11 protein-coding genes are annotated in these 12,206 nt (G+C 43.3%); 5 read left to right on the top strand and 6 right to left on the bottom strand.

Features of this window, described 5'->3' with window-relative positions; all coding sequences use genetic code 11:
- Window positions 1–31: 31 nt before the first annotated feature.
- The 5 genes from recN (at window position 32) to DXB77_RS07795 (ending at window position 6,544) form a co-directional block, all read left to right on the top strand.
- Window positions 32–1,717 carry a DNA repair protein RecN gene (gene recN / locus DXB77_RS07815; protein WP_226801087.1) on the top strand — a complete coding sequence of 562 codons (1,686 nt, stop codon included), beginning with the start codon at window positions 32–34 and terminating at the stop codon, window positions 1,715–1,717.
- A 184-nt stretch (window positions 1,718–1,901) separates the two neighbouring features.
- Window positions 1,902–2,990, top strand: a complete 1,089-nt coding sequence (locus DXB77_RS07810; protein ID WP_173783949.1) for a SpoIVB peptidase S55 domain-containing protein — start codon at window positions 1,902–1,904, stop codon at window positions 2,988–2,990.
- 105 nt (window positions 2,991–3,095) lie between these two features.
- Window positions 3,096–4,472, top strand: a complete 1,377-nt coding sequence (locus DXB77_RS07805) for a sodium-dependent transporter (RefSeq protein WP_117808421.1) — start codon at window positions 3,096–3,098, stop codon at window positions 4,470–4,472.
- 283 nt (window positions 4,473–4,755) lie between these two features.
- Entirely contained in the window at window positions 4,756–5,205 is a 450-nt protein-coding gene (locus DXB77_RS07800) for a MarR family transcriptional regulator (RefSeq protein WP_021944748.1), read from the top strand.
- Window positions 5,198–6,544 carry an MATE family efflux transporter gene (locus DXB77_RS07795; RefSeq protein WP_117823494.1) on the top strand — a complete coding sequence of 449 codons (1,347 nt, stop codon included), beginning with the start codon at window positions 5,198–5,200 and terminating at the stop codon, window positions 6,542–6,544. Before DXB77_RS07800 ends, DXB77_RS07795 begins: the two co-directional genes overlap by 8 nt.
- Before the next feature lie 26 nt (window positions 6,545–6,570).
- Here DXB77_RS07795 and DXB77_RS07790 read toward each other — a convergent pair whose 3' ends face one another.
- The 6 genes from DXB77_RS07790 to DXB77_RS07765 all read right to left on the bottom strand — a co-directional run bounded on the left by DXB77_RS07790 (window position 6,571) and on the right by DXB77_RS07765 (window position 12,201).
- Window positions 6,571–7,914 (bottom strand): MATE family efflux transporter, encoded by a 1,344-nt coding sequence (locus DXB77_RS07790; protein ID WP_118483859.1) that lies wholly within the window; start codon window positions 7,912–7,914, stop codon window positions 6,571–6,573.
- Between the two features lie 72 nt (window positions 7,915–7,986).
- Window positions 7,987–9,084, bottom strand: a complete 1,098-nt coding sequence (locus DXB77_RS07785; protein WP_243100161.1) for an NTP transferase domain-containing protein — start codon at window positions 9,082–9,084, stop codon at window positions 7,987–7,989.
- On the bottom strand, window positions 9,017–9,352 hold the full coding sequence (locus DXB77_RS07780; RefSeq protein WP_008401492.1) for a LysR family transcriptional regulator: 336 nt from the start codon (window positions 9,350–9,352) through the stop codon (window positions 9,017–9,019). Before DXB77_RS07780 ends, DXB77_RS07785 begins: the two co-directional genes overlap by 68 nt.
- The gene (locus DXB77_RS07775) at window positions 9,349–10,146 is read right to left on the bottom strand and encodes an ABC transporter ATP-binding protein (RefSeq protein WP_118662962.1); all 798 of its coding nucleotides are present in this window, start codon (window positions 10,144–10,146) and stop codon (window positions 9,349–9,351) included. The genes DXB77_RS07780 and DXB77_RS07775 overlap by 4 nt, the downstream gene beginning before the upstream one ends.
- Window positions 10,143–11,120: an iron ABC transporter permease gene (locus DXB77_RS07770; protein ID WP_117808491.1), complete on the bottom strand. Its 978-nt coding sequence runs from the start codon at window positions 11,118–11,120 to the stop codon at window positions 10,143–10,145. The genes DXB77_RS07775 and DXB77_RS07770 overlap by 4 nt, the downstream gene beginning before the upstream one ends.
- Window positions 11,104–12,201: an ABC transporter substrate-binding protein gene (locus DXB77_RS07765; RefSeq protein WP_118662961.1), complete on the bottom strand. Its 1,098-nt coding sequence runs from the start codon at window positions 12,199–12,201 to the stop codon at window positions 11,104–11,106. Before DXB77_RS07765 ends, DXB77_RS07770 begins: the two co-directional genes overlap by 17 nt.
- Window positions 12,202–12,206 lie beyond the last annotated feature (5 nt).

The following is a 12,206-nucleotide window of genomic DNA, read 5'->3' as shown; positions in this document are numbered from 1 at the left end:
TATTTTGTGCATGGAATACACAGGAGGACATATGCTTTTAAATGTACACATAAAAAATATTGCATTGATTGAAGATGCAAATATCAATTTTACAGATGGACTGAATATCTTAACCGGTGAGACCGGTGCAGGTAAGTCTATTATTATGGGAGCTTTAAAGATTGGTATGGGAGGCAAGCTTCCAAAAGATATGCTGAGAGATCCGGAAAAAGAAGGTTTCTGTCAGTTATTATTTTTTATTGATGATGAATCACTGGTGAAGCAGCTGCAGGAGCTTGGGGTTACACCGTCAGAGGATGGAGAGATCATCATAACCAGACGAATAGTAAATGGCAGAACCATGAATACTATTAATGACCAGACAGTAACAGCAGCAAAGTTAAAAGATGTTTCGGCACTTCTTGTGGATATGCATGCACAGCATGAGCAGCAGATCCTGTTGAAGAAGGCAGAGCATTTGAATATTCTGGATAAATTTGCAAAAAAACCGCTTGCTTCATTAAAACAGAAATATGAAGACTGCTATAAAACATTTGAAGATCTTCGAAAAGAACTGGAAGAAGGACAGATGGATGAAGGCGAGCGGAAACGGAAACTGGAATATATCCGGTTTGAAGCAGGAGAGATCGAAGGTGCCAGGCTGGTTCCGGGTGAAGATGAAGAACTGGAGAAGCAGTACCGTAAGATGGTGAATGCCAAGGATATTGTAGAAGCAGTTTCTGAGGTTTATTCGATCACAGGGTATAACCGGAACGCATCTGCCGGAAATGAGATCGGACGTGCGCTTGCAAGCTTAAAAGCGATAAAAGGTCTGGATGAGGAGATAGAGAGCATCTTCAGTGAGCTTACAAATATTGATTCGCTGTTAAATGATTTTAATGTATCGGTCAGTGATTATATGCAGAGTATGGAATTCGATGAGTCTGAATTCCATGAGGTTGAAGACCGGCTGAATACCATTAATAATTTAAAAGGAAAATATGGAAGAACCCTAGATGATGTACTTGCTTATCTGGAGCAGCTGAAGCAGAATGAAGCAAAGCTTGTGCAGTATGAGGAATATGCGGAAGAATTGCAACAGAAAGTGAAAACAGCAAAAAAAGAACTGGATCAGGCGGCGGAAGTTTTAAGTGCAGAACGAAAGATTCAGGCAAAAGAATTATGTAAGCGGGTATCAGAGGCACTGGAGGATCTGAGTTTTAATCAGATCCGGTTCGATATGCATTTTGATCGTCTGACACATCCGGGAACTTCCGGTATCGACGACTGTTACTTTGTTGTATCGACAAATGTCGGAGAAAAGGAACGTCCGCTTTATGAGGTTGCATCCGGCGGTGAGCTTTCGAGGATCATGCTTGCGATCAAATCCTGCATGGCATCGGAAGATAACATTGATACTCTGATATTTGATGAGATTGATGTTGGTATCAGCGGCAGAGCAGCATCAAGTGTGGCAGCAAAGCTTGCGGTTATATCAAAAGCGCATCAGGTGATCAGTATTACGCATCTGCCACAGATTGCAGCAATGGCGGACAGTCATTACAGAATTGAAAAAGTGGTAAAGGATGGCAAGACGATCACGCAGATCTCCAAGTTAGACCGGGAAGAATCTGTGCTTGAGATTGCCAGGCTGCTTGGCGGTGCAGAGATCACAAATGCCGCGGTTGAAAATGCCAGGGATATGAAAGAACTGGCAGACAAAGCAAAAATACACTAATTAAAAACAGAACAAAAAAACCAATACTAAGAGTAGCAATAAAACAATTGCTGCTCTTTTTTTACGCGGACAACGAGCCAAAGTCTGTGCTTGCACAAGACCTTGGCGACTGTCGCAATAACCATAAGAAACCGGAGGCATGTTTCTTATGGTCTGTGCAGCATTTACAGAAAGGAGTATTGGGATGGAAGAAGGAACAAAGACGTCGAACCGTTACCGTTCGCTGCTGATCGGATTTTTGATCTTGGATCTGATCGCATTTACACTGCTGGCAGTCGCTTATTTCTGGAACGGAGATATCGGAGATCAGGAGATCAAGTATGAAGATGCGGAGCTTGTATTCGATGATCTGTCCGGACAGAAAGTGATACCGTCCGGCGAACCGGTCGGGATCTATCTGAAAACAGATGGCGTTATGGTCGTAGATTGTGACGAGGTGGAAACTGCACAGGGAGAGATTTGCTCTCCCTGTAACGGCCTGCTTCAGACAGGAGATTACATCACAGCTGTAAATGAAACAGCCATATCAACAAAAAAGGAACTGATGCAGGCTTTATCCGGGAATAATACCGGAACTGTGAGACTTACATTTCTGCGGGACGGAAAGTCACAGGTAGCAGAGGTTACACCTGTGAAAACAAATAAGAATGCTTATATGTTAGGACTGTGGGTGAAGGATGACATATCGGGTATCGGAACAGTGACCTTCCTATGTGGCAATCAGTTTATGGCACTTGGACACAGCGTATCGGATAATGATACCGGGCTTAAGATCAGCAGCACCGGTGGGGGTATCTATACTACACATATAACGAAGATCAACCGATCCTTTGTGTCGATGCCGGGGCAGCTTCAGGGAACGATCCTTTACAAGAAGGATCTGATCGGAATTGTAGAAGGTAATTATGATAACGGAATCGGCGGATATCTCGATGAAGAATATGTGGCGAAGCATTACAAAGCTGCAGAAGCCATGTATATCGCAGATCCTGATGAAGTTCAGACCGGAGAGGCATATATTTATTCCAGATTGGATGGGAATCTGAAAAAATACAAGATCAACATTCTGGCGGTTCATACCGATACTGCCAATAAAAATATGGAATTTAAGGTAGAGGACGAGGATCTGATCGCACTTACCGGCGGTGTCTGTCAGGGCATGAGCGGAAGCCCGATCGTACAGAATGGCAAGCTGATCGGTGCGGTTACACATGTGCTTGTGGATGATCCTACGGAAGGGTATGCTGTATTTATTGAAAATATGATAAAGTAGTGACTTAATTGATTATTCATGTTAGAATCGAAGCTGTACACTGTTAAAAGAAAAAAGAGAAGGGATATTTTGCTTCAGGGTACATGGAGCAGAAGATAGAGTACGATGGATACACAAAACAATAACAACAGAAGTTCATTTTCGGGGAAGATAGGATATGTGCTGTCGGCGGCAGGAGCGTCGGTCGGTCTTGGAAATATATGGCGGTTCCCGTATTTGGCGGCAAAGTACGGAGGAGGAATCTTTCTTCTGATCTATATTCTGCTGGCACTCACATTTGGATATACGATGATTGTTGCTGAGTCTGCGATCGGTCGTATGACAAGAAAGAGTCCGGTCGGAGCGTTTCGGTCATTTGGCAAGAAGAAATGGTTGTCCTTTGGCGGCTGGATCAATGCGATCATACCGGTGCTGATCGTACCGTATTATTCGGTGATTGGTGGCTGGGTTATCAAATATCTGGTGGAATATGTCAAAGGAAATGGAAAGAATCTGGCAAAGGATGGATATTTTACAGACTTTATCTCGAATGGCGTTTCGACAGAGCTTTGTTTCATCGTATTTTGTCTGTTTACGCTGGGGATCATCTTTGCAGGTGTTCAGAATGGTATTGAGCGTGTATCAAAGATCATGATGCCGGTACTGATCGTGTTATCGATCCTTATTGCTGTATATTCAGTGACAAGACCGGGGGCATTAAAGGGCGTGAGGTATTTTCTTGTTCCGAATTTTGATAATTTCTCATGGATGACTGTGGTAGCGGCGATGGGGCAGATGTTTTATTCCCTGTCGATCGCAATGGGTATTCTGATCACATTTGGTTCTTATATGAAAAAGGATACGGCGATCGAGGATGCTACAAGGAATGTTGAGGTGTTTGATACGGCGATTGCGATCATGGCAGGACTTATGATCATTCCTGCGGTATTCGCATTTTCAGGCGGTAATCCTGACACCTTACAGGCAGGTCCTTCATTGATGTTTATAACGATCCCTAAGGTATTTCAGAATATGGGACTTGGAACAATAGTCGGTATTCTGTTCTTCCTGTTGGTTTTATTTGCAGCAGTAACCAGCTCAATCGCACTGACTGAGAGTGCAGTATCCACATTTGAGGATGAGATCGGTTGGAGCAGAAAGAAAGCAACTGTTTATGTAGGTGTGATCATGCTGATCCTTGGAAGTCTGTCATCACTTGGATATGGACCGCTCGCCTGTGTAAAGATCATCGGTATGCAGTTCTTAGATCTGTTTGATTTTCTGACGAATTCGGTTATGATGCCGATCGCAGCACTTATGACCTGCTTACTGGTTTCAAGAGTTGTGGGAATCGATAAGATAGAAGAAGAGATTCGTCATGGCGAGGGTGCATTCCGCAGAAAGAAGATCTTTGTTGTGATGATCAAATACATATGTCCGGTCTTCGCCCTGATCATTCTTGCAAGCTCGGTTGCAAATGCACTTGGCTGGATCTCGATGTAGGATAAAAAGCAAAACTTCATTTAAAAATATAAATAAAATCTCCCCATTGTCTGTATTATGACCGCAGTTGTTGACTGTGGAAAATATATCGCAGTCAAAGGGAGATTTTTTGTCTTCAAGAATTTTGTATTGACATTTTATGTACACACCCATATAATTACCTATGGTAATTAACAAAGGTAATTATCAAATGAAAGTAAATTTATATCATTATTTGCAGGGAAAGAGCAGTTTTTATGAGAGATTTTTTCAACAAATTAAGATCAGAAGGGAGTATCAGAGCATGAATGCAGATAAGATCAAACGGATGTTAGATGCCTGTTATCTGGCAAAACGTATCCGGGAATTGCTTCCGGAGCTGCCAGAGGGTGTTACACCAGCATATATTCAGTACATGGATGTCATACATATCATTAAGGAGCAGCAGGAGCATGTAAAGATTTCCGATATCAGTGACTATCTGAAGCTGCCAAGACCGGGCGTGACAAGGACGGTAAAAGAGATGGAAAGCAAAGGGTATCTCAGCAAATATGCTTCAGAGGAGGACGGCAGGATCACTTATATTCAGATCACAGAGAAAGGTGAATTGCTGTCAGATAAATATGATAAGAATTATTACAGTCGTTTAGTTCGATATATGGATGACATTTCAGATGATGAAGCGGACTGTATGATCGATACGATCAGTAAATTCTATAAGGTCATGAGTGAGAGGAGGGTTACCATTGAATAGTTCAAAGTCAGATTTTACACAGGGAAGTATACTTGGGAAGTTAATTCCGTTTATGATGCCGGTGCTTGGTGCACTTGTATTACAGGCGGCATATGGAGCAGTTGACCTTCTGGTGGTTGGACGATTTGGCAGTACCTCCGGTCTGTCTGCGGTATCGACCGGAAGTCAGGTTTTAAATCTGGTTACATTTGTGATCACACAGCTTGCTATGGGAATTACAGTATTGATCGCGAGATATATCGGTGAGAAGAAGCCGGAACAGATCGGAGCATTGATCGGTGGATCTGCCGTCGTATTTGCGGTGATCTCAGCCGTGCTGTTTGTTGTGATGATTGCCTTTTCGCGGCCAATCGCGATACTGATGCAGGCGCCGGAAAAGGCAGTAGGACTTACCGCAAGTTATGTCCGTATCTGTGGAGCAGGCATTTTCTTTATTGTTGCATATAACCTGTTGGCGGCGATATTTCGTGGACTCGGAGACAGTAAATCCCCATTGATCTTTGTGGCAGTTGCCTGTGTGGTAAATGTCATTGGGGATCTGATCCTGGTAGCAGGCTGTCATATGGATGCGACAGGAGCTGCGATCGCAACTGTAGCAGCACAGGCAGTGAGCGTGGTATTTGCGATCTGTCTGCTTATAAAGAAGCAGCTTTCATTTACGATCACGAAGGCAGATTTCAGATTGAATGAGCATTGTAGAAAAGCACTGAAAACAGGACTGCCACTGGCACTTCAGGAGTGCCTGACCCAGGGATCCTTTCTAGCATTATGTGCGTTCGTGAATCGTCTGGGACTGGAAGCATCATCGGGTTATGGTGTAGCCTGTAAGGTTGTAAATTTTGCCATGCTGATACCAAGCTCCCTGATGCAGTCGATGGCATCCTTTGTTTCGCAGAATGTGGGAGCCGGAAATGAGAAGCGGGCGAAGAAAGCAATGTATTCCGGAATTGGTGTTGGCCTCGTGATCGGATGTATCGTATTTATCTTTGTAATGTTTAAAGGAGATCTTCTGACAGGAATCTTTACAACTGATAGAATCGTTGTTCAGAAAGGATATGATTATCTGCGGGGCTTCGCATTGGAGACCATCGTAACAGCGGTGTTGTTTAGCATGATCGGATATTTCAATGGACATGACAAGACGCTGTGGGTTATGATACAGGGATTGATCCAGACCCTGCTTGTCCGCCTGCCGCTGGCCTATTATATGAGTATCCAGCCGGATGCCAGCCTGACGAAGATCGGACTTGCAGCACCGGTTGCAACGATATTTGGTATTGTGATCAATATCATCTTCTATATTCATATGAATAAGAAGATGAGAGACAAGTCGCTTTAAAGCTGCTAAAAGAAGTTATAGCTTCTCTATGCTTCAAATGCGTTTTTAAAATTCCGTTTCTGTTCACCGCGGTAAAAGAGGACGGAGACTGCAGTTCCGCAGCACCAGCCGACCGGCCAGGAGCACCAGATACCGACAGAACCGAACATCTTTGAAAAGATGATGGATAAGACTACTCGAAGGATCAGATCGGTAAAGGTGGAGATCATGAATTTGTTCATGATACCTGCGCCACGCAGGATTCCGTCTGCCATTAATTTGATGGAAACGATGAAATAAAATGGTGTAAGGATACACAGGAAAACGATACCTGTCTTGATCGCAGTTGCAGTCGGGTTATCAAGAAAGAGCAGCAACAGCCATCTTCCGCAGGTGAAGTACAACAACGCAAACGGAATACATAACAGCCAGACCAGCTTTAAGGAAGCCTTGAAGCCGGAACGGATACGGTCGATCTTGCCTGCACCGATATTCTGGGCGGTATAGTTTGAGATACCGTTTCCCAGTGTGGTAAGAGAGGTGATGACCAGATTGTTCAGCTTGACAGCTGCAGAATATCCGGCGATAACGCTGGTTCCGAAGTCGTTGATAACACTCTGGATGATAATATTTCCGATGGATATAAAGCTCTGCTGTAGGGTGCTTGGGATAGCAACGACCAAGATCTGTTTTAAGATGCTGCCATCAAAGAACCGGAAACGGCCTTCTGTCTTGATACCGATAAGACGGCGAATCACAACAGCTACAGCCAGAACGGCACTGACACCCTGACAGAGGAAGGTTGCCCAGGCAACACCTGCGATTCCCATCTGAAAGGATTTTACAAATAAGATATCGACAAATATATTGGAAACGGATGATATTGCAAGGAAGATGAATGGAGTTCTGGAATCACCGAGAGCGGAGAAAATTCCGGTTGCAATGTTGTAAAAGAACATAAATGGAAGACCATAGATATAGATGTTCAGATACAGCAGGGAAGCATCCATGATATCGTCCGGAGTGTGGATCAGAGCAAGCAGTTCCCGGCTGGTGAGCAGACCGGCGATCACCATAACAGCCAGTAAAACAGCCGTAAAGATAAAAGTGGTCGATACAGCCGTCTTCATATTCCGATATTCTTTTGCTCCAAATAATCTGGATACGATAACCGAGCATCCCATATTGCATCCAAATGCAAATGCGATAAAGATCAATGTGATCTCGTAACTGTTGCCAACAGCGGCAAGAGCACTTTCATTGATAAATTTTCCGGCAACCAGACTGTCGGCAATGTTATAGAGCTGCTGGAAGATCACACTTCCAAAGAGTGGCAGACAGAAACGCCACAGCACAGATTCCGGTTTTCCTACGGTCAGATCCTTGTTCATTTTTATTCGTCCTCATTTCTTTTTTTATGACATGATGAATTATAGAACGATAAAATAAAATGTCAAGAATGATTAAAGGTTCCCGTGGAGTAATTGGGATAAATCATCAGGTGTATCAATATCCCTTAGTTCGTTTATATCTGAAACAGAAAAGGTACGGATACGATCAGGATGATTATTTATTACCAGACTGCCGCCTTTTCTTAAAGGAAGATTCTGAAGTTCCTCAAAAAATTCAGCCGGAAAGATAACAGGAGAACCAACTATATCTCCATAACAGGTTCGCCAGATTGAGTTTCTGTCATTTTCCGCACAAAGAAGCAGCGAGATCATGGATTCTTTTTGAAGCAAAGGCTGGTCGGCGGGGAGAAAGACGCAGCGATCGATATGATCACCAATGGTTTCCAGACCGAGGCGAATCATGTCGTTTCGATGCGGAAAGGTATGAAGCAGTACCGGAATATTTTGTTTTATACATAGGCTCTGAATTTCCCTGTGAATGGTTACCACGACACATGTTGTAAACAGATTCTTAATAATGTTAAGAGCGGAATCAATCAATGGTTGTCCATTGAAATCAGCAAGCAGCTTATTTCCACCAAAGCGGGTACCCTGACCGGATGCCATGATGATACAGCCTGCATTTCCATATGGTTGATCGAGATCCACAAGGAAAACATCCTTATGGTTACGCAGTTCCTCTAGGAACGGAAGCTTTTGTTTTCGCACGACCATGAGAAGCTGTTTGTGTTTCATTAAGGTTCGTATAGCTTGCCGGTATTTGCAGGAATTACTTTCCAGAAAGCCGATTTCATCAATCGTGATCCATTCGGAAGTTGTATGCAGACAGGAATATAAGAATGCGGTTCCTTTTTCATCAAAGCTTTCGGGAATAGCAAGCATCTGATTTCTCTTATGGGTTGGATCCGGATGATAACGTCCAATCTGGATTATTTCTTTTGAACAGTTGTTTTTCAGGTAGACTCCTTTTTCCGGTACTACCCAGGAGGTAACCCCGGGCATCGGGGAGGAAAAGAGAGATGACAGAAGTGTTGTTTTTCCACTTCCGGATGCTCCTGTCAGAACCAGATGTTTTTTTCCACTAGTCTGAAAAGATCTCCATATAGAGTTTGCTGTTGGCCTCGTTACAGGCATTCCGGTAGGTTTCATATTTTTTCAGCCATTCCTTTCCCTCTGGAGTCAGAGTGCTTCCACCACCGGATCTGCCACCGGTGCTGCGTTTTGTCAGAGAAAATCCTAGTTCTTTTTCTGCTTTGTTGATCATACGGAGTGCCTTTGTATAGGCAAGTCCCATAGAGATTGATGCAGAACGGAGAGAGCCGGTTTCTTCGATCATATGAAGCAGTTGGCATGGCCCGGCCCCAAAAAATTTTTCGTTATTATCATTTACAAAATAAATTTTTGTTATTGCTTTCAAGATGTTTCAGCCTCCTTCATCATAACAAGCCTGCTATTTCCAAGACGATCGTTAAGCTTTGACAGACTGATTGTACCATATATTTTGGAAAGAAGCTGTTCCATCTCGGAAATTGATGTTTCGGATGGAATGATCGTACCGATCAATCTGCCGTCTGACAGGATCAGAAGTGAATCACAATAATTTAGCGCCAGAGCTGAATCATGTAGTGTGATCAGGGCAGAAGCATGATTTTGTTGGATATAATCCTGTAAAAGCTCCATTGCCTGATAACGTAGCCGAAAATCTAAGGCACTTTCCGGTTCATCCAAAAGAAGAAGTTTTCGTTTGCCTGCAAATGTACGTGCTAATATACATAACTGTTTCTGACCGGCACTCAGACTTTGAAAATTATCATACATCCGGTTACCAAGACCAACATCGATAAGTGCCTGTATAGCTGTTTCTTTCATTTGCCGGGTTGGAGTCTGCAACAGTTTCAGTTCAGGGTTGAACCCCATCATAACTACATCAAAAAGCGTGAGATCTAAAGAGATACTGTTATTTTGTGGTATATATCCACAAAGCCTTGCCAGTTCCTTTGGGGAAACTGATTCTACGGTAATTGTATCAAGCTGACAGTTCCCCGTATGGGGAAGCAGATTTGCCAGGGACTTGATCAAGGTGGTTTTTCCGCAACCGTTTGCCCCAAGTATACCAATAATCTGACCGGTGTCGACGGAAAAACTGATATTTTTGATAATGTCTGTTCCATTATATCCGGCAGACAGATTGTTTACAGTCAGTAATTTCATATCCGATCACTTCTCCTTATACATAAATAGATTAAGAATGGGACTCCTAAAAGACTTGTAAAGATACTTACAGGCAGTTCTGTGGATGCAATACTACGAGCAAATATATCTCCCATGGTTAGCAGACATCCACCGATCAGTCCGCTTAACAGCATGGTGGATAGCCGGTTATTTTTTAGTAATAAACGTGCTCCGTGTGGTGCCAGAAGAGATACGAAGCTGATCAGTCCAGTCATACTGATCACACCGGAAACAGCCAGTGTCGCAATCAATAAAACAATCAGACGAATCTGCTGTACATTTACACCGAGCATTTTTCCTTCATTATCATCTAAAGAGAGAAGAATGATTTGTCGATATAATAAGAATAGAATGACTGAACAGAAAAGACATAGGATAATATTTCCTTTTATGGAGTAGATGCTGATTCCATTTAGGCTTCCCATGATCCAATATTCAATTGATGCCAGTTGTTTTTCCGGATCTGCGATTAATTTCAGACAAACCAGTGCCGTCTGTGCGAGACTGTGAACAGCGATTCCGGCAAGTACAATGCTGTGACCATCCCGGTCTGCGGTTAAGGAAGATAATACCAGTGCAAGGATTACAGAACAAACAGCCCCTGCAAAAGCAGAGACTGTGATCGCCATAGAACCGGATAAGAACAGAATTCCAAATGCTGCACCGGCACTGGCTCCCGAAGATACGCCAATGATATCAGGGGAGGCCAGAGGATTCCGAAAAACGGTCTGATAGACAAAACCTGCCATGCCAAGGACAAATCCTCCGATAGCACCGATAACAGCGCGGCTGGCGCGGAGCGTAAGAAATACTCGCCATTGCATGGAGTCTCCGGCTATCAGACCGGTCAGGGTGATCCTGTATTTTCCGATAAACAGGGAAGCTGCTGTCAGAAGAATTAGACCTACGCTTCCGGCAATAAGATATAAATTTACTTTATTTTTTGATTCCATAGAATGTTTCATAGAAAGAATTCATCTCTTTCGTATAAGTATCAGTTGAAACCTGATCAGGATGCAGGATTCCGGCAAGCCAGATGGAAGCCAGGATACTAGCAGGTACAGGACTATCCAGTGCTTCGATATCTCCCGGAATGGCATAAACGTGGTTATTTTTTACTGCTGTGCAGTCTTTCAGGTTCGGATCGCTTAATACATCATCTACTGTATACTCTGCATCGGAAGCAAGAATAATATAATCAGGATTCCAGGAGAGAAGCTGTTCATAGCTAATCTCGGCCCAATAGGTATCAGAGATATCAGATGCTACATTTTTACCGCCTGCAAGTTCAATAATACCTGATTGGTACATAGCTGGACCGGCAGTTGACAGGAGAGAAGAGTTACCTGCAAGATAAATATTCGGAGTGCCGTCTGCGGTTGCAAGAGAAGTAGTAAGCATTTCTTTTTCCTGATTAATGAAGTCAAGCAGTTGGTCTGCTTTATCCTGGGTATTTGTAGCTGTGGCAATAAGACTGATCATATCGGATAACTGATCCGGACTTTCTGGATTTACCAGTAGCACAGGAATACCAAGCTCTGTCAGACTCTTTGCGGCATCTTTTAGCTTTAACGGTAAAATTACAAGATCCGGTGAAAGAGAAGCACAGGTTTCCAGATCGAATTCCTTTGCTGTTCCGACATTTGGAAGTTCCAGAAGCTCCGGAGCAGCCAGTTTGTAGATTGGTCTTTTGTCTGCCTTTGCTTCAATACCTACCACCTTGTCCGATAATCCAAGTGCGATCAGAAGACTGGAAGGAATGTAATATCCGCTTACAATCTTAGCTGGCTCTTTTTCAATGGTAATGGTGCGGTCTGCCTGATCCGTTACTGTGACCGGATAAGAGGTTTCTTTTTCGGTAGCTTTTGTAGAATTATCATCTGAAGAAGCTTCTGATGATAATTCTGAGGTCGCTTCTGATGAAGCGGTTGTCCCCGTGCCTGCAGGCTTTGATGAAGGATTGCAGCCTGCCAGAGATAAAAGCAGGGAACAGATTAATAATAAGGATAAGCATTTTTTTAGTGTGTTTTTCATAATAA

The sequence above is a fragment of the Clostridium sp. OM05-9 genome, from assembly GCF_003481465.1.
Lineage (GTDB): Bacteria > Bacillota > Clostridia > Lachnospirales > Lachnospiraceae > Coprococcus > Coprococcus ammoniilyticus.
This window is presented reverse-complemented; position numbering and strand designations above follow the sequence as displayed.

Excerpts from the sequence above, each read along its gene's own strand:
- DXB77_RS07810 (WP_173783949.1), top strand. The coding sequence starts at position 1,902 with ATGGAAGAAGGAACAAAGACGTCGAACCGTTACCGTTCGCTGCTGATC.
- DXB77_RS07785 (WP_243100161.1), bottom strand. The coding sequence starts at position 9,084 with ATGAAACCTACCGGAATGCCTGTAACGAGGCCAACAGCAAACTCTATA.
- recN (WP_226801087.1), top strand. The coding sequence starts at position 32 with ATGCTTTTAAATGTACACATAAAAAATATTGCATTGATTGAAGATGCA.
- DXB77_RS07770 (WP_117808491.1), bottom strand. The coding sequence starts at position 11,120 with ATGGAATCAAAAAATAAAGTAAATTTATATCTTATTGCCGGAAGCGTA.
- DXB77_RS07765 (WP_118662961.1), bottom strand. The coding sequence starts at position 12,201 with ATGAAAAACACACTAAAAAAATGCTTATCCTTATTATTAATCTGTTCC.
- DXB77_RS07800 (WP_021944748.1), top strand. The coding sequence starts at position 4,756 with ATGAATGCAGATAAGATCAAACGGATGTTAGATGCCTGTTATCTGGCA.
- DXB77_RS07775 (WP_118662962.1), bottom strand. The coding sequence starts at position 10,146 with ATGAAATTACTGACTGTAAACAATCTGTCTGCCGGATATAATGGAACA.
- DXB77_RS07790 (WP_118483859.1), bottom strand. The coding sequence starts at position 7,914 with ATGAACAAGGATCTGACCGTAGGAAAACCGGAATCTGTGCTGTGGCGT.
- DXB77_RS07805 (WP_117808421.1), top strand. The coding sequence starts at position 3,096 with ATGGATACACAAAACAATAACAACAGAAGTTCATTTTCGGGGAAGATA.